Below are 15237 nucleotides of genomic sequence, written 5' to 3'. Positions count from 1 at the left end.
GCGGATACCTGAATGTTGCGGAGAACGCGGAGCCGGATGAATTCTGCCTACAATCCCGCCGCTTTCCCTGTCCAGCTTGCAGCGTAGACGCGTCGCGTGGCGAAATGCCGGACGGGCGACGGATTCGGGAGAAGACATATGACGTGCTTGCGGTTTTCCGCCCTCATGCGCCGGGCTCACGACGTGCGGCATATCGCGCTCGCCGCCGCGCTCGGCCTGCCGCTGGCGATGATGACGGGCGGGTTCGCCCTCGCACAGGGCGCTTCCACCTCCCCCGCACCCACGCCCCCGGCCGATGGCGCGGGCTATGTCTTCGGCTCCCCGCCCTCGGTGCAGGCCAACCGGCTCTATTCGGTGAACACCCACACCGGCGAGGTATCCGCCTGCCAGTTCGAGCGGCCGGAAGGCAGCGTCGTCGGCGTCACCCGCTGCTTCCCGCGCGATGCCAGCGCCGGTCCCGGCGAGTCTGGCATCTACGATATGGTGTCCACCCGCTATTCCGGCGAGACCGGCGTGTTCCGCGTCAATGTGAAGACCGGCGCGATGAGCGTCTGCTATGTGCGCGACATGCCGAAGGAGGGCGGCGGCGTCGAGGCGGCGGTGGTGTGCACCGCGCCGGCCCGCTGAGCGGCGCCCGGCCGGGAAATCCGGCGCGCGGGCTTGTCCGAGCTGCATTTCGGCGTTAGGCAGCGTGTCCAGTTCTCCGGGAGCGCCCTCGTGTCCGATGTCGAAACACTGAAGCGTCAGGCAGCCGCCGTGGCGCTGGAATCCGTGCGTGGCGGCATGAAGCTCGGCCTCGGCACCGGCTCCACCGCCAAGCACTTCGTCGAGCTGCTCGCCGAGCGGGTGGCGGAGGGCCTCGAAGTGGTCGGCGTGCCGACTTCCGAGCAGACCCGCGCGCTCGCCGAGAAGCTCGGCGTGCCGCTCGGCACGCTGGACGAGCATCCCGCGCTCGACATCACCGTCGACGGCGCCGACGAGATCGGCCCCGGCCTCGCCCTGGTCAAGGGCGGCGGCGGGGCGCTGCTGCGCGAGAAGATCGTCGCGGCAGCCTCGCGGGAGATGATCGTCATCGCCGACGCCTCCAAGAAGGTGGAGACGCTCGGCGCCTTCCCGCTGCCGATCGAGGTGGTGGATTTCGGCCTCGCCGCCATCCGGCGCGGCATCACCAGCGCCGCCAAGGCGGCCGGCTGCCACGGCGTGCTGACGCTGCGCCGGCGCGCCGATGGTCATGTTTTCGTCACCGATCAGGGCAATCTGATCCTCGATGCCGCCTATGGCGCGATCCCGGATCCGGCGGCGCTGGCGCTGGCGCTGTCGGGCGTGCCGGGTGTCGTCGAGCACGGTCTTTTCATCAACATGGCGAGCCGCGTCATTCTCGCGGATCCCGCCGGCGCAACCACGATTACCCGCGCCGAGGCATGAACGTCAGGGAGTTACCAATGAACGTTCCGTTTTCTGGACGTCGCGCCGCCGGTGGCAGGATTGCGGGCCTCGGTGCCTCGCGCGCGCTCGTCGTCGCGGCGGCGCTGGCGCTCGGCGTGCCGGCCGCCGGCCCGGCGCTCGCCCAGTCCGCCGCCCCCGCTGCCGCCGCGCAGCCGAGCCCGGCACGCATGAAGCTCGCCAATGAGCTTCTCGTCGCCAATGGCGAGGCGTCGAGCTTCGATTCCATCATCCCCACCATCGTCGAGCAGACCGCCGGCAGCTTCGTTCAGGCCAATCCGGACCTGATCCGCGACCTGCGCGACGTGGCGAAGTCGCTGGTGCCGGAATACGAGGCCCGCAAGGCGGAAATCACCGCCATCCTCGCCCGCACCTATGCGGCGCAGTTCACCGAGGCCGAGCTCGGCGAGCTGCTGGCCTTCTACCGCTCGCCCACCGGCCGCAAGCTGGTCGAGCAGCGCCAGGAACTGCTCGACGAAGGGCTGAAGGGCATCCAGACCTGGAGCGCCAAGTTCGGTCAGGAAGTCGAGACCCGCGTCCGCGCCGAGATGAAGAAGCGCGGCTTCACCATTTGACGACGCTGCCGGCGCCCGGCCGATGCGCGGGGCGCCGGCACGCCTCGCGCGTGAGTGCGCGTCACGCCAACGTCAACCTGTCGTTTGCGATTAGCCGGCATAATCGCCGACGTTCCGGGGCGTCGCGCCAGACATGCCGCGAGATCGGAACGGCGAGCGCCCGGCATCCGCCCGGGTGGAGAATGGCATGGGGCAGATGATGGGACTGAAGACACTTGCCGCCGCGGCCGTCCTGGCCGGCTCGGCGATGCTGGCGGCGGCGCCGGCCATGGCCTTGGACAATCCGTTCCTCGGCATTTTCCCGAAGCCGTTCGATTTCGGCGTCGGCCCCAAGGCGGGCTATCGCGGCGCCTCGTCGATCCCGCGCCAGACCGTCGCCTATGCCGGCCCCTACTCCGCCGGCACCATCATCATCAACACCGCCGAGCGCCGGCTCTATTTGGTGCAGCCGGACGGCACGGCGCTGAAATACGGCATCGGCGTCGGCCGCGACGGCTTCCGCTGGGGCGGCAACAAGACCATTACCCGCAAGGCCGAATGGCCGGGCTGGACGCCGCCGCCGCAGATGCGCAAGCGCCGTCCCGGCCTGCCCAGCTACATGCCCGGCGGCATCGAGAACCCGCTCGGCGCCCGCGCCATGTATCTCGGCTCGTCGCTCTACCGCATCCACGGCTCCAACGAGCCGGAGACCATCGGCCAGGCGGTGTCCTCGGGCTGCTTCCGCATGACCAATGACGACGTGACCGACCTCTATGAGCGCGTCAATGTCGGCACCCGCGTGGTGGTGCTGAACTGACGACGCCGAACTGACATCGCGGGCCGGTTCGTCGAACCGGCCTTGCCACGGACCGCGCCGGCCGTCAGTGCCGGCGCTGGACGCCCGGCGCGTCGCGCGACAGGTTCTTGGCCGCCAGCTGCTGGAGATAGCTCTTCCAGCGCTCATCCTGCTCGCGGCCGAGCGTCGCCAGCGTCTCCCAGCTGTAGATGCCGGTCGAGTGACCGTCGTCGAAGATGATCCGCACGGCGTAGTGACCGACCGGCAGCACTTCCTGGATGCGCACCTCGCGCTTGCCGTCGACCAGCTTGCGGTCGGCCGGCGAATGGCCCTGCACCTCGGCGGACGGGCTCTCCACCCGCAGATATTCCGCCGGCAGCGCGAAACTGGCGCCATCCTCGAAGGTGACGGTCAGGGTGCGGTGGTCCTTGTGGACCTTCAGCTCGGTCGGCCAGGGTGAGGCGTCGGTCACGGTCGGCTTCCTCTGTTGCTCGGCCCTGACATAAGCGAGCGCGCGGGCGCCGCCAACCCCGTCCGCTAGCCGGCCCCGCGCGGCGATGCTGAACGTGCGATGCAGCAAAATCGAGTGATATCGGCGATCAGTCGATAGAAGCCTGCGCCTTGGCATGGCAGCATGGAATCCCTAGATATCGTAGCGAGCCGCCCCGGATGGGACGGTGTTCGGTAGCATGCGGAGCAGACGCCTTGGTGCTTGAGAGCGAAAAGCGCATCGACAGCGCCCTGTGGGACACCCCGCGGGCGCCGCTGGTCGATACGTTCGGCCGGGCGGTGACGTATCTGCGCGTCTCGGTCACCGACCGCTGCGACTTCCGCTGCGTCTACTGCATGGCCGAGCATATGACCTTCCTGCCGAAGCCGGAGCTGCTGACGCTGGAGGAGCTGGACCGCCTGTGCTCCGCCTTCGTCGTCCGGGGCGTCAAGAAGCTGCGCCTCACCGGCGGTGAACCGCTGGTGCGCCGGGACGTGATGACGCTGTTCCGCTCGCTGTCCCGCCACCTCGAATCCGGCGCGCTGGAAGAACTCACCCTCACCACCAACGGCTCGCAGCTCGCCCGCTTTGCCGGCGAGCTCGCCGATTGCGGGGTGAAGCGCATCAACGTCTCGCTGGACACGCTCGATCCGCAGCGTTTCCGGGCGCTGACCCGCTGGGGCGACCTCAACAAGGTGCTCGCCGGCATCGATGCCGCGCAGCAGGCCGGCATCAAGGTGAAGCTCAACGCCGTGGCGCTGCGCGGCGAGAATGAGGACGAGATCCCCGCGCTCATCGAGTGGGCGCACGGTCGCGGCATGGACGTCTCGCTCATCGAGGTGATGCCGCTGGGCGATACCGGCGCCGAGCGCCTCGACCAGTATCTGCCGCTCTCTGCCGTGCGGGCGCAGCTGGAGCAGCGCTGGACGCTTTCCGACATCGCCTACCGCACCGGCGGCCCGGCGCGCTACGTCTCGATCGCCGAGACCGGCGGACGCCTCGGCTTCATCACCCCGCTGACGCATAATTTCTGCGAGGGCTGCAACCGCGTGCGCGTCACCTGCACCGGCACTCTGTATATGTGCCTCGGCCAGGAGGACGCCGCCGACCTGCGCGCGCCGCTGCGCGCCTCGGAGAGCGACGAGAACCTGCACGCCGCGCTCGACGACGCCATCTTCCGCAAGCCCAAGGGGCACGACTTCGTGATCGACCGCCCCGGCCAGGCGCCGGCGCTTCGCCGTCACATGAGCGTGACCGGCGGCTGAAATCCGACCGATTCACCTTCGGTTAACCGCCCGCGCGATAGCCGCATGGCTGCCGCGCGTGAGCTGATCTTGCTGCGTTGCAACAGCTTGTGCATTTCTGGAAGCGGTCCGGACTGCTAGGGAAGCGGCACGGAATCACCTCATAGCACCGCGCGAGTCACCCATGCAGCTGCCGCTGTTGGCCTTGGCCATGGCCTCCTTCGGGATCGGCACCACCGAATTCGTCATCATGGGGCTGCTGCCCGAGGTGGCGGCCGATCTCGGCGTGACCATCCCGGCCGCCGGCCTGCTGGTCACCGGCTACGCCATGGGCGTGGTCATCGGCGCGCCGATCGTCGCCATCATCACCAATTCGCTGCCGCGCAAGGCGACGCTGGTCGGCCTCGCCAGCATGTTCGTCGTCGGCAACTTCCTGTGCGCCGTCGCGCCGGACTACTGGATGCTGATGGCGGCGCGCGTCGTCACCGCCTTCTGCCACGGCGCCTTCTTCGGCATCGGCGCGGTGGTGGCCGCCAGCCTGGTGCCGCCGAACCAGCGGGCGAGCGCCATCGCGCTGATGTTCGCCGGTCTGACGCTGGCCAATGTGCTCGGCGTGCCGCTCGGCACCGCGCTCGGCCAGTTCGCCGGCTGGCGTTCCACCTTCTGGGCGGTGGTGATCATCGGCCTGCTGGCGGTCGCCTCCATCGCCGTCTGGGTGCCCTCGGCGATCCCGCACAGCAGCGGCAACATCCTGCGCGAGTTCCGGGTGCTGAAGCGCCCGCAGGTGCTGCTCGCCATGTCGATGAGCGTGCTCGCCTCGGCCAGCCTGTTCACCGTATTCACCTATATCGCGCCACTGCTGCGCGAGGTGACCGGCCTCACCCCGCACGCCGTCACCGTGGTGTTGCTGCTGTTCGGCGTCGGCATCACCATCGGCAACATCCTCGGCGGCAAGCTGGCCGACTGGAAGCTGATGCCCTCGCTGATGGGCATCTTCGTCGGCCTTGCGCTCGTGCTGGTGGCACTGGTGTTCACCATCGGCCACGAGTTGCCGGCGGTGGTCAACGTGTTCATCTGGGGCATCCTGGTCTTCGCCGTGGTGGCACCGATCCAGGTGCGGGTGGTCGACGCCGCCGTCGGCGCGCCCAACCTCGCCTCGACGCTGAACCAAGGCGCCTTCAACCTCGGCAACGCCGCCGGCGCCTGGATCGGCGGCGCGGCGCTCACCGTCGGCATCGACTATGCATCGCTGCCCTGGGTCGGCGCAGCGCTGGCGCTCGGCGCGCTCGGCCTGTGCGTCTATTCGCGGGCGCTGGAGGGACGCGGCGAGCCGGTCGCCCATATGGGGGCCGCGCCGGCCGGCGCCGGCCATGGCGTCGCCAAATCCGACGTCGCCAAGCCCGAAGTCGCCCTCACTGAAGTCGCCTGCGAGGAGCGCTGAGCAACGCTTTGTTGCCACCTCCCCGCTAGTCTCGCCCGCCTCTCCCCGTCCGCCGCCCCTCGCTCCCCGCCCGTCCCATGCACGATCAAAAGACCAACCGTCGCGGCATCCTCCTGATGATCGGCGGCTCCGCCTTCTTCTCCGGCAACGACGCCTTCTCCAAGCTGGTGCTGACCGGCGAGGGCCTGCCGCCCTCGCAGATGATGGCGCTGCGCGGTCTCATCGCCGCGCTGATGCTGATCACGCTGATGGCGTGGCGAGGCGAATTACGCTCACTGCGCCATGTGGTGGACGGGCGCACCATGGTGCGTTCCTGGGCCGAGGCGACCGGCACCTATATCTTCATGACCGCCCTCGCCGTCATGTCGATCGCCGATGCCGCCGCCATCGTGCAGATCGCACCGCTGCTCACCGTGGCGGCGGCGGTGATGCTGCTCGGCTCCAAGTTCGGCTGGCAGCGCTGGATCGCCGTGGCGGTCGGGCTGGTCGGCGTCGGGCTGATCATCAAGCCGGGCGCGTCCAGCTTCGCGCCGGTCGCGGTGCTGCCGGTGATCACCGCGATGCTGATGACGCTGCGCGACTTCGTCACCGGACGCATCGGGCGCCACGTGCCGAGCCTCGTCGTCACCTTCGGCACCGCGCTGTGCGGCATGGCACTCGGCTTTGCCGGCGCCGGCTTCGAGGAATGGAAGCCGCTCGATCTTCACACGCTGCTGCTGATCCTCGGCGGCAGCTGCACGCTGATCCTCGGCAACGGGCTGACCATCGCCGCCTTCCGCGGCACCGATCCGGCGGTGATCGCGCCGTTCCGCTACGCCGCGGTGGTGTGCGCGGTGTTCCTCAGCGCCACGCTGTTCGGCATGGTGCCGGATCTCGTCTCGGTGGCCGGCATGGCGCTGATCGTCGCCGCCGGCATCTACACGGTGCGCGACAATGGCCGCCCGCGCCTCGATCCGCCGCGCCGGGCCGGCGCGGCCGAGGTGGAAAGCGGCGCCGCCTGAGGCGCCGCTTTCAAGATGATCCCGCCAGAAGCCGCGCCCAGAGCGTTTTCGAGCGAAGTGGAGTCCGGTTCGCGTGAAGAAAACGCGCCCGAACAAGACCCTGGAGTACGTCTGGTGAACCGGAATTCACCGGACGTACTCTAGCCGCGCTGGCGGGCGCGGATCATGTAGCCGTCATAGGGATATTCGCCGACCTGCCACCAGAGGTACCCCTCGTTGCGGAAGGCGATCATCGAGCCGTAGATCTCCTTGAACGCCTCGTTCTTTCCGGAGATCTCCGCCATCAGCTCGGTGTTGATCTTGTAGGCGGCGTCCATCACCTCGATGGGGAAGGCGCGCAGCTGCGCCCCGGCCGCCACCAGCCGCCGCAGCGCCGCCGGGTTGCCGGCGTCGTATTTCGCCAGCATGTCGGCATTGGCATAGGCGCTCGCCGCCTTGAACACCGCCTGGTAGTTCGCTGGCAGCTTGGCCCACGCCTTGTCGTTGGCGATGAAGTGGATGGTCGGTCCGCCTTCCCACCAGCCGGGATAGTAGTAATAGGGCGCCACCCGCACGAAGCCGAGCTTCTCGTCGTCCACCGGGCCGACGAATTCGGCGGCGTCGATGGTGCCCTTCTCCAGCGCGGCGTAGATGTCGCCGGAGGCGATGTTCTGCGGCACCAGGCCGAGCTTGGCCATCACCTGCCCGGCGAGGCCCGGCAGGCGCATCTTCAGCCCGGAGACATCGGCGACCGACTTGATCTCCTTGCGGAACCAGCCGCCCATCTGCGCGCCGGTATTGCCGCCGACGAAGCCAACCACGCCGTATTTGGCGAGGAACTTGTCCTGCAGCTCCTGCCCGCCGCCATGGTACATCCAGGCGGTCTGCATGCGGGCGTTCAGCCCGAACGGCATGGTGGTGAACGGCGCAAAGGCCGGATCCTTGCCGATGTAGTAGTAGAGCGCGGTCTGGGCGAGCTCGACCGTGCCGTTCTGCACCGCGTCGAAGGCCTGCAGGCCGGGCACGATCTCGCCGGGGGCGAAGACGTCGATCTGGAAGGCGCCGTCGGTGGCCTCCTTCACATATTTGGCCAACAGCTCGCTGGCGCCGAACAGCGTCGGCAGCGCCTTGGAATAGCTGGTGGTCAGGCGCCAGCGCACGGTCGGCGCGGTCTGGGCGATCGCCGGGGAGGCCAGCGAGGCGGCGGCGGTCGCGGTGGCGATGCCGGCGCCCTTGAGAAGGGCGCGGCGCTCGAGGGAGCGGGTCATCGTCGTCAATCCTTGGGTTCGGGGGCCGCCCCGCGAAACCTGGTCGCGGGACGGGCACGGATCAGCCGCGCTGGCGGGCGCGGATCATGTAGCTGTCATAGGGGTATTCGCCGACCTGCCACCACAGATACTCGTCGTTGCGGAAGGCGATCAGCGCATCCATCACCTTCTTGAAGGTGGCGTTCTTGGCGCTGATCTCGGCATAGAGCTCGTTCGCCGCCTTGTAGGAGGCGTCGAGGAATTCCGGCGGGAATGGGCGCAGCTGCGCGCCCTGCGCCACCAGCCGGCGCAGCGCCGCCGGGTTGAAGGCGTCGTATTTCGCCAGCATGTCGGCATTGGCATAGGCGGTGGCCGCTTCGAAGATCGCCTGGTAGGCTTTGGGCAGTTCGTCCCACTTCGCCTTGTTGACGACGACGTTCATGGTCGGGCCGCCGTCCCACCAGCCGGGATAGTAGTAGTACGGCGCCACCTTCACGAAGCCGAGCTTCTCGTCGTCATAGGGGCCGACCCATTCGCAGGCGTCGATGGTGCCCTTTTCCAGCGAGGGATAGATATCGGCAGGGGCGATCTGCTGCGGCACCACGCCGAGCTTGGCCACCACCTGCCCGGCAATGCCGCCGATGCGGAACTTCAGCCCCTTGAAGTCCTCCAGCGTCTTCACTTCCTTGCGGAACCAGCCGCCCATCTGGGTGCCGGTATTGCCGCCGAGGAAGCCGACGAGGTTGTAGCCGGCGAGGAACTCGTTCTGCAGCTCGCGCCCGCCGCCATGGTAGAACCAGGCGTTCTGCTGGCGGGCATTGAGCCCGAACGGCATGGTGGTGAAGCAGGCGAAGGTGGGATCCTTGCCGGTGTAGTAATAGAGCGGCGTCTGCGCCACCTCGACGGTGCCGTTCTGCACCGCGTCCATCGCCTGCAGGCCGGGCACGATCTCGCCGGCGGCGAAGGGCTGGATGGTGAAGCGCCCGTCCGTGGCCTCGCTCACATATTTCGCCACCAGCTCGTTGGCGCCGAAGATGGCGTCCAGCACCTTGGGCACGCTGGCGGTCAGGCGCCAGCGCACGGTGGGGGCGCTCTGGGCGAGGGCCGGGGCAGCGAGCGCGGCGGGCGCCAGCGCGCCGAGGCCGGCGGCGGTGAGAAGATCGCGGCGTTTCATCGAATGGGCCTTTCCTTCACCCCGCCCGGCCCATCCTGGCCGGCGCGGGACTTTCAGCACGCATAGGTTTGCGACAGCGCAGTCTTTGCAACAGCGGCGAACCGAGGGCAACTGCGGAAGCGTCATGCCGCGTCTCGGGCGCGTCGGCAGCGATCAACGCAACATCTCCGCGCCGGGCGCCGGCATGGTAGGCTGCTGCCACCCGCCAGCCAGAGGGAATGCCGTCATGCGTCCATTGCCGGAGCGGCCGGCCTCGCGCCTGCCGGGACATACCGGAATCCCGTTCCCCACTCGCGCGCGAGGCGGTCTCGTGCTGGCCGGCCTCGTACTGGCCACCACCGTCCACGCCAACACCGTGCAGCCGATGGGCGACAAGGCGCGCTCGCCGGCGGCACAGGCGGCGTTCAAGACATGCATGTCCACCGAGCTCAAGGCGCATGGCGGCACGCAGGCGGTGTCCGGCGCCCAGCACCGCCAGATCGCGCTGAAATGCGACGCTTCCGCCGGCAAATAGCGTGGCCATCCGCGCCAACCACTCCGCTAAGGGACGATCCGCCATAGGCCGCGCGCGGGACGATGTCGCCGGGGCCAGCCGCCTGATACGCTGGCGGCCACGCCCGACCGTGCCGGAGCCTGTCCCATGAACCGCGTCCTCGCCTCGATCCTGAGCATGGTCATCGTCATCGGCGCCGGTCATTTCATCCGCGCCAACCTGCATGGCGGCGGGCGGCCGGCACAGGCGAGCGCTCCGGCCCGGTCGCGGACCCCGTTCGAGCAATGCATGGCGCGGGCGAAGAAGAGCTTCGGACCCGGCACCCTGCCGGAAGCGATCAAGCGCCAGTTCACTTTGGATTGCGAGGCCCAGTTCGGACGCTGACGCATCAGACACCGATGCATCAGACACCTGGGCTTCGGGCGCGAAGGCTTCGAGCGCCAAAGTGTCGGGTGTCGACGTCGCATAGGCTGAAACGCCGTCGGCCGACATGATCGGCACCCATGCGATCCCGCCCCGCCGCGCCATGCCACACGGGCAACGCGGCCGCCACCGGCGAGCCAGCGACGAAACATGCCCGGAGCGAGCCCCGGGCATGCCCGATCACCTCACCGTCAGCCGCGCGGGCGGGTACGGATCTGGAAGCTGTCGAAGGTGTATTCCGCCACCTGCCACCACAGATATTCCTCGTTGCGGAACGCCTGCATGGTGTCGATCGCCTTCTTGAAGTCGGCGTTCTTGGCGGAGATCTCGCCCCACAGCTCGTTGGTGGCCTTGAGCGAGGCTTCCATCACTTCCATCGGATAGGGACGCAGCTGGGTGCCGTTCGCCACCAGCCGCTTGATGGCCGGCGGGTTCTGCACGTCGTAGCGCGCGTTCATGATGGTGTTGGCGTAGGTGCACGCAGCGGTCAGCGCCGCCTGGTAGCTCTTCGGCAGCTCGTTGAACTTGGCGAGGTTGGCGAAGGCGTGGATGGTCGGGCCGCCTTCCCACCAGCCGGGGTAGTAGTAGAACTTTGCCACCTTGTAGAAGCCGAGCTTCTCGTCGTCATAGGGGCCGATCCACTCGGCGCCGTCGATGGTGCCCTTTTCCAGCGCCGGGTAGATGTCGCCGCCGGCGATCTGCTGCGGCACCACGCCAAGCTTGGCCATCACCTGCCCGGCGATGCCGCCGATGCGCATCTTCAGGCCGTTCATGTCGGCGACCGTCTTGATCTCCTTGGCAAACCAGCCGCCCATCTGGGCGCCGGTGTTGCCGCAAGGCAGGCCGTAGACGTTGTACTTCTTGTAGAACTCGTTGAAGAGCTCGTTGCCGCCGTGCTGGAACAGCCAGGCGTTCTGCATGCGCGCGTTGAGGCCGAACGGCACCGAGGCGGCGACCGCGAAGGTCGGATCCTTGCCAACGAAGTAATACGAGACGGTGTGGCACATCTCGACGGTGTTGTTCTGCACCGCGTCCAGCACCTGCAGGCCGGGCACCAGCTCGCCGGCCGCGAAGACCTGGATCTGGAACTTGCCGTCGGTCAGCTCGGAAACCATCTTCGACATGACTTCCGCGCCGCCATAAATGGTGTCCAGCGACTTCGGGAAGCTGGACGCCAGGCGCCACTTCACCTCGGGCGCGGACTGGGCGATGGCGGGGGCGGCAAGCATGGTTGCCGCGGCGCCGGTACCGGCGGCGGCCAAGAATTGACGACGCTTCATCAAGTGTCTCCTGCTGGGGTTTCCTCGCGGTGCGGTGAGGCGCATTGGCGCGCGTCCGCACACGAATTGCTTGTTTTCACTACTGGTACGCCACGGCTTGCCCCAGCGCAACGGCAGGTCGCTTTCGCCTTTTGTCGAAGAGGTTTCCCCCGGCCGCCCCGTCCCGTGCCGCCGGGGGTTGGAAAGGCCATTTGTTCCTGATACGTTCCTATCGAAATTCCTCTAGGTCATCCAAGCCGCCGGAGCGCGCCATGCCCAGCCGAGCCGCCGCCTTCCGCGCCCTTCACGACGGGCCGGGCGCTTTCATCCTCGCCAATGCGTGGGATGCCGGTACCGCGCGCCTCTTCGCCGCGCTGGGCTTTGCGGCGCTGGCCACCACCAGCGCCGGCATGGCGCTGGCGCGCGGAGTGGCGGACGGGCAGACCAGCCGCGAGGACGTGCTCGCCCATTGCGCCCTCCTCGTCGACGCAACCTCGCTGCCGGTGTCCGCGGATCTGGAGAACGGCTTCGGCGACACCCCCGAGGAGGTGGCGCGCACCATTCGCCTCGCCGCCGCGACCGGCCTCGCCGGCGGCTCGATCGAGGACCACACCAACCGCCCGGCCGATCCGATCTACGATCTCGGGCTCGCCGTCGAGCGCATCGCCGCCGCCGTCGAGGCTCGGGACGCGCTCGGCGACGACTTCGTGCTCACCGCGCGGGCGGAGAATTTCCTCTGGGATCGACCGGACCTCGACGATACGATTCGCCGCCTTCAGGCCTACGCCGCCGCCGGCGCCGACGTGCTCTACGCCCCCGGCCTGCCGGACCTCGCAGCGGTGCGCGCCGTCTGCGCGGCGGTGCCGAAGCCCGTCAACGCCGTCATCGGCATCGGCGCCGCGCGCTTCACCGTGGCCGATCTGGCTGAAGCGGGCGTGCGGCGCATCAGCCTCGGCTCCTCGCTCGCCCGGCTCGCCTATGGCGGCGTGGTGCGTGCCGCGCGGGAGATGCGGGAGACCGGCCGCTTCGGCTTTCTCGACACGGCGATCTCCTCGGCCGAACTCGACGCCCTCCTCGCCGGCCCGCCGCAGCAGGAGTGATCGCACCCATCAGGTCGACTTATCAATGGGATAGGCGAATTTTCTCCAAAGCAGGATAAACGGAACCTCTCCCCGTCGCCTCAGCCTTCCACCACGATGCGCGGCACCGGGCGCGCGGTGGCGCGGCCGCCTTCCAGCGTCGCCCGCACGGCGACGGCGATGTCGCGATAGATCCGCGCCTCCGGGCTGTCGGGCTGGGTGGCGACGATCGGGCGGCCGGCGTCGGAGGTCTCGCGGATCGCCATCTGCAACGGCACCTCGCCGAGGAAGGGCACGCCGAGCCGCTGCGCCTCGTGCCGCGCCCCGCCATGACCGAACACGTCGGAGCGGGTGCCGCAATGCGGGCACAGGAAGTAGCTCATGTTCTCGACCACGCCGAGCACCGGCACGTTCACCTTCTGGAACATGGCGACGCCGCGCCGCGCGTCGATCAAAGCGAGGTCCTGCGGGGTGGAAACGATCACCGCTCCGGCCAGCGGCACCTGCTGCGCCATGGTCAGCTGCGCGTCGCCGGTGCCGGGCGGCATGTCGACGACGAGAATGTCGAGCGGCGCCCAGGCCACTTCCTTCAGCATCTGGCTGATCGCCGACATCACCATCGGGCCGCGCCAGATCATCGGCGTCTCCTCCTCGACGAGGAAGCCGATCGACATCACCTTCAGGCCCCAGGAGTGCATCGGCTGGAGCATGCGCCCCTCGACGTCCGGCTTGCCCTTCAGCCCCATCAGGCGCGGCACCGAGGGACCGTAGATATCGGCATCGAGCAGGCCGACCTTCAGCCCGAGCGCCGACAACCCCAGCGCCAGATTGGCGGCCAGCGTCGACTTGCCGACGCCGCCCTTGCCGGACGCCACCGCAATGATCGAGCCCACTCCCGGCAGGCCGCGCGATTCCTTCTGCGGATCGGCGGGCGGCTGCGGCGCGTGGGTGTGGCCGGCATGCGAATGGCCGGCATGAGAGTGCCCCGCTTGAGCCCCCTGCCCGGAGACGCGCACCGGCGTCGTCGAGGAGCCGCCGGCCGGCGCGGGCGCGGGAGAGGACGTGCCCGCCTTGCGCTCGGCGGTCAGCGCCACCAGCGCCGAGGTCACGCCCGGCGTCGCCCGCACGGTACGTTCCACGGCGGCGCGCACCGGCTCCCAGGCCTGCGCCTCGCGCGCGTCGACGGTGATCGACAGATACACCTTGCCGTCGGAGACCAGGATCTCCGACAGCACGCCCGTTTCGGTGATCGGGCGGCCGTCCGGCGCGGAAACCTGCGCCAGTCGCGTCTTAACCTCGTCCGCGCTCACCGCCATGTCGAATACTCCCGGCTCTTCTTGGAAACAGTTCAGACCGTGAGACACCAGCGCGCCGCCAGCGTCAACCCGTCCGCCGGCATGGGGTGATCTGTCGGGGTAATCGCCACGTCGACGCCCCGCACCTACCCGTCGGGTCGTGACGCCGCATCGGCCGGTCGCGACCGGCTGAAGGAGCCGCTACCCGGCAGCCTCCATCCGCGACCGAAATATAATTGACGCAGAGGCATACGCGATCATAGCGTAATGCAAATCCGATAAATTCGCGGATGAATGTATTTTCGTTTTTAAACAATTCGGAGATGCGACATGGCAACTTATGACTATAACGTGAAGGCAGAATACCTAGAATCGAATGGCACCTTCTTGACGTCGTCGAGCGAGGTAGGAATTATCACCGACTCAAATTCCGACGAAACGTTTACCAGCACGGATGACATCATCGATGGAGGCGCCAATATTGGCGACTATTCAGGAACCATCGTGATCAACGGCGAAACATTCATCGTCGTCGCGCCTGGAAATGGCATCGTCTATATCTGGTCGAATGTTGCCGACCCCTCGTCCTTCACCTTCCCGAGCACGATCGATACCGACACCATCAATTCCGATCCCGTCGTCGTATGCTTCCTGGCCGGAACCCGGATCGCCGCCCCCGGCGGCCCGCGCAAGATCGAGGACCTCGCCCTCGGCGACCTCGTGCTCACCGCGGCCGGCGAGACCCGCCCGATCCGCTGGATCGGCCGCCGCACGGTAGTCGCTGCCTTCGCCGACCCGCTGCACGCCTACCCGATCCGCGTCGGCGCCGGCGCGCTGGGCGAGAACCTGCCGGCCGACGACCTCCTTCTCTCCCCCGATCACGCATTGCTGATCGACGGGGCGCTGGTACACGCTGCCGCGCTGGTGAACGGCAGCAGCGTCGCACGGGTCGCGCGCCCCGCCGAGCGCTTCACCTATTTCCACATCGAGCTGGAAGACCACGCGCTCGTCCTTGCCGAGGGCGTGCCGGCGGAAACCTTCGTCGACAACGTCACGCGCCGCCGCTTCGACAATCACGCCGAATACGCCGCGCTCTTCGGCGAGGATCGCGCCGCCATCGTCGAGATGGACCTGCCGCGCATCAAGTCGGCCCGCCAGCTGCCGGCGCCGATCCGCGAGCGACTGGCCGCGCGGGCCGGCACCCCCGACGCCAAGGTCGCCTGACCCGCCCCCGGCTCCGGGCGGCGCCCCTCGGCCTCGCCGCCCGGACACCGCCCCGCCGCGCCCGCATGCGCAATTCGCGGTCACCTGTGGCCAGT

At 68.3% G+C, this 15237-nt stretch carries 16 protein-coding genes; 11 read left to right on the top strand and 5 right to left on the bottom strand.

Going from position 1 to position 15237, the window contains the following annotated elements; genetic code table 11:
- Positions 1 to 138: 138 nt before the first annotated feature.
- From KHC28_RS15590 to KHC28_RS15575, 4 genes are all read left to right on the top strand, one after another.
- A complete protein-coding gene (locus KHC28_RS15590) occupies positions 139 to 627 on the top strand; it encodes a hypothetical protein (protein WP_246564896.1) in 489 nt (162 codons plus the stop codon).
- A gap of 90 nt (positions 628 to 717) precedes the next feature.
- Entirely contained in the window at positions 718 to 1425 is a 708-nt protein-coding gene (rpiA, locus tag KHC28_RS15585) for a ribose-5-phosphate isomerase RpiA (protein WP_214009287.1), read from the top strand.
- Positions 1426 to 1442: 17 nt separating this feature from the next.
- On the top strand, positions 1443 to 2018 hold the full coding sequence (locus KHC28_RS15580; protein WP_246564895.1) for a DUF2059 domain-containing protein: 576 nt from the start codon (positions 1443 to 1445) through the stop codon (positions 2016 to 2018).
- A 187-nt stretch (positions 2019 to 2205) separates the two neighbouring features.
- Positions 2206 to 2814: a L,D-transpeptidase gene (locus KHC28_RS15575; protein ID WP_214009285.1), complete on the top strand. Its 609-nt coding sequence runs from the start codon at positions 2206 to 2208 to the stop codon at positions 2812 to 2814.
- A gap of 64 nt (positions 2815 to 2878) precedes the next feature.
- On the opposite strand, the gene KHC28_RS15570 is transcribed toward KHC28_RS15575, so the two are convergent.
- Complete coding sequence (locus KHC28_RS15570) at positions 2879 to 3265, bottom strand: gamma-butyrobetaine hydroxylase family protein (RefSeq protein ID WP_214009284.1); 387 nt, start codon at positions 3263 to 3265, stop codon at positions 2879 to 2881.
- 257 nt (positions 3266 to 3522) lie between these two features.
- Here KHC28_RS15570 and moaA point away from each other — a divergent pair, with 257 nt between their 5' ends.
- The 3 genes from moaA to KHC28_RS15555 all read left to right on the top strand — a co-directional run bounded on the left by moaA (position 3523) and on the right by KHC28_RS15555 (position 6969).
- Positions 3523 to 4548: a GTP 3',8-cyclase MoaA gene (gene moaA / locus KHC28_RS15565; protein ID WP_214009923.1), complete on the top strand. Its 1026-nt coding sequence runs from the start codon at positions 3523 to 3525 to the stop codon at positions 4546 to 4548.
- A 163-nt stretch (positions 4549 to 4711) separates the two neighbouring features.
- Entirely contained in the window at positions 4712 to 5968 is a 1257-nt protein-coding gene (locus KHC28_RS15560; protein WP_214009283.1) for an MFS transporter, read from the top strand.
- 77 nt (positions 5969 to 6045) lie between these two features.
- On the top strand, positions 6046 to 6969 hold the full coding sequence (locus tag KHC28_RS15555) for a DMT family transporter (protein WP_214009282.1): 924 nt from the start codon (positions 6046 to 6048) through the stop codon (positions 6967 to 6969).
- Between the two features lie 140 nt (positions 6970 to 7109).
- On the opposite strand, the gene KHC28_RS15550 is transcribed toward KHC28_RS15555, so the two are convergent.
- A complete protein-coding gene (locus tag KHC28_RS15550) occupies positions 7110 to 8216 on the bottom strand; it encodes a TRAP transporter substrate-binding protein (protein WP_214009281.1) in 1107 nt (368 codons plus the stop codon).
- Between the two features lie 61 nt (positions 8217 to 8277).
- Positions 8278 to 9369 carry a TRAP transporter substrate-binding protein gene (locus tag KHC28_RS15545; RefSeq protein WP_214009280.1) on the bottom strand — a complete coding sequence of 364 codons (1092 nt, stop codon included), beginning with the start codon at positions 9367 to 9369 and terminating at the stop codon, positions 8278 to 8280.
- A gap of 226 nt (positions 9370 to 9595) precedes the next feature.
- Here KHC28_RS15545 and KHC28_RS15540 point away from each other — a divergent pair, with 226 nt between their 5' ends.
- Together KHC28_RS15540 and KHC28_RS15535 are read left to right on the top strand one after the other, a co-directional pair.
- Complete coding sequence (locus KHC28_RS15540; protein ID WP_214009279.1) at positions 9596 to 9883, top strand: hypothetical protein; 288 nt, start codon at positions 9596 to 9598, stop codon at positions 9881 to 9883.
- Between the two features lie 126 nt (positions 9884 to 10009).
- Complete coding sequence (locus KHC28_RS15535; RefSeq protein WP_214009278.1) at positions 10010 to 10246, top strand: hypothetical protein; 237 nt, start codon at positions 10010 to 10012, stop codon at positions 10244 to 10246.
- A 230-nt stretch (positions 10247 to 10476) separates the two neighbouring features.
- Here KHC28_RS15535 and KHC28_RS15530 read toward each other — a convergent pair whose 3' ends face one another.
- Positions 10477 to 11565 carry a TRAP transporter substrate-binding protein gene (locus tag KHC28_RS15530; protein ID WP_214009277.1) on the bottom strand — a complete coding sequence of 363 codons (1089 nt, stop codon included), beginning with the start codon at positions 11563 to 11565 and terminating at the stop codon, positions 10477 to 10479.
- A 251-nt stretch (positions 11566 to 11816) separates the two neighbouring features.
- On the opposite strand from KHC28_RS15530, the gene KHC28_RS15525 reads away from it, so the two are divergent.
- Positions 11817 to 12644 carry an isocitrate lyase/PEP mutase family protein gene (locus KHC28_RS15525; protein WP_214009276.1) on the top strand — a complete coding sequence of 276 codons (828 nt, stop codon included), beginning with the start codon at positions 11817 to 11819 and terminating at the stop codon, positions 12642 to 12644.
- An 80-nt stretch (positions 12645 to 12724) separates the two neighbouring features.
- Here KHC28_RS15525 and KHC28_RS15520 read toward each other — a convergent pair whose 3' ends face one another.
- Positions 12725 to 13939 (bottom strand): Mrp/NBP35 family ATP-binding protein, encoded by a 1215-nt coding sequence (locus tag KHC28_RS15520; RefSeq protein ID WP_214009275.1) that lies wholly within the window; start codon positions 13937 to 13939, stop codon positions 12725 to 12727.
- 483 nt (positions 13940 to 14422) lie between these two features.
- On the opposite strand from KHC28_RS15520, the gene KHC28_RS15515 reads away from it, so the two are divergent.
- Positions 14423 to 15142, top strand: coding sequence for a Hint domain-containing protein (locus KHC28_RS15515; protein ID WP_214009274.1), 720 nt, complete (start codon positions 14423 to 14425; stop codon positions 15140 to 15142).
- The last annotated feature ends 95 nt before the right edge of the window (positions 15143 to 15237 follow it).

The sequence above is a fragment of the Ancylobacter sonchi genome (assembly GCF_018390695.1).
GTDB classification, from domain to species: Bacteria; Pseudomonadota; Alphaproteobacteria; order Rhizobiales; family Xanthobacteraceae; genus Ancylobacter; species Ancylobacter sonchi.
The sequence above is the reverse complement of the archived record's forward strand: the minus strand, read 5'-3'. Positions and strand labels throughout refer to the sequence as shown.

Coding starts and splice junctions, on each gene's coding strand:
- KHC28_RS15590 (WP_246564896.1), top strand. CDS start 139: ATGACGTGCTTGCGGTTTTCCGCCCTCATGCGCCGGGCTCACGACGTG.
- KHC28_RS15580 (WP_246564895.1), top strand. CDS start 1,443: ATGAACGTTCCGTTTTCTGGACGTCGCGCCGCCGGTGGCAGGATTGCG.
- KHC28_RS15575 (WP_214009285.1), top strand. CDS start 2,206: ATGGGGCAGATGATGGGACTGAAGACACTTGCCGCCGCGGCCGTCCTG.
- KHC28_RS15560 (WP_214009283.1), top strand. CDS start 4,712: ATGCAGCTGCCGCTGTTGGCCTTGGCCATGGCCTCCTTCGGGATCGGC.
- KHC28_RS15555 (WP_214009282.1), top strand. CDS start 6,046: ATGCACGATCAAAAGACCAACCGTCGCGGCATCCTCCTGATGATCGGC.
- KHC28_RS15550 (WP_214009281.1), bottom strand. CDS start 8,216: ATGACCCGCTCCCTCGAGCGCCGCGCCCTTCTCAAGGGCGCCGGCATC.
- KHC28_RS15545 (WP_214009280.1), bottom strand. CDS start 9,369: ATGAAACGCCGCGATCTTCTCACCGCCGCCGGCCTCGGCGCGCTGGCG.
- KHC28_RS15540 (WP_214009279.1), top strand. CDS start 9,596: ATGCGTCCATTGCCGGAGCGGCCGGCCTCGCGCCTGCCGGGACATACC.
- KHC28_RS15535 (WP_214009278.1), top strand. CDS start 10,010: ATGAACCGCGTCCTCGCCTCGATCCTGAGCATGGTCATCGTCATCGGC.
- KHC28_RS15530 (WP_214009277.1), bottom strand. CDS start 11,565: ATGAAGCGTCGTCAATTCTTGGCCGCCGCCGGTACCGGCGCCGCGGCA.
- KHC28_RS15525 (WP_214009276.1), top strand. CDS start 11,817: ATGCCCAGCCGAGCCGCCGCCTTCCGCGCCCTTCACGACGGGCCGGGC.
- KHC28_RS15520 (WP_214009275.1), bottom strand. CDS start 13,939: ATGGCGGTGAGCGCGGACGAGGTTAAGACGCGACTGGCGCAGGTTTCC.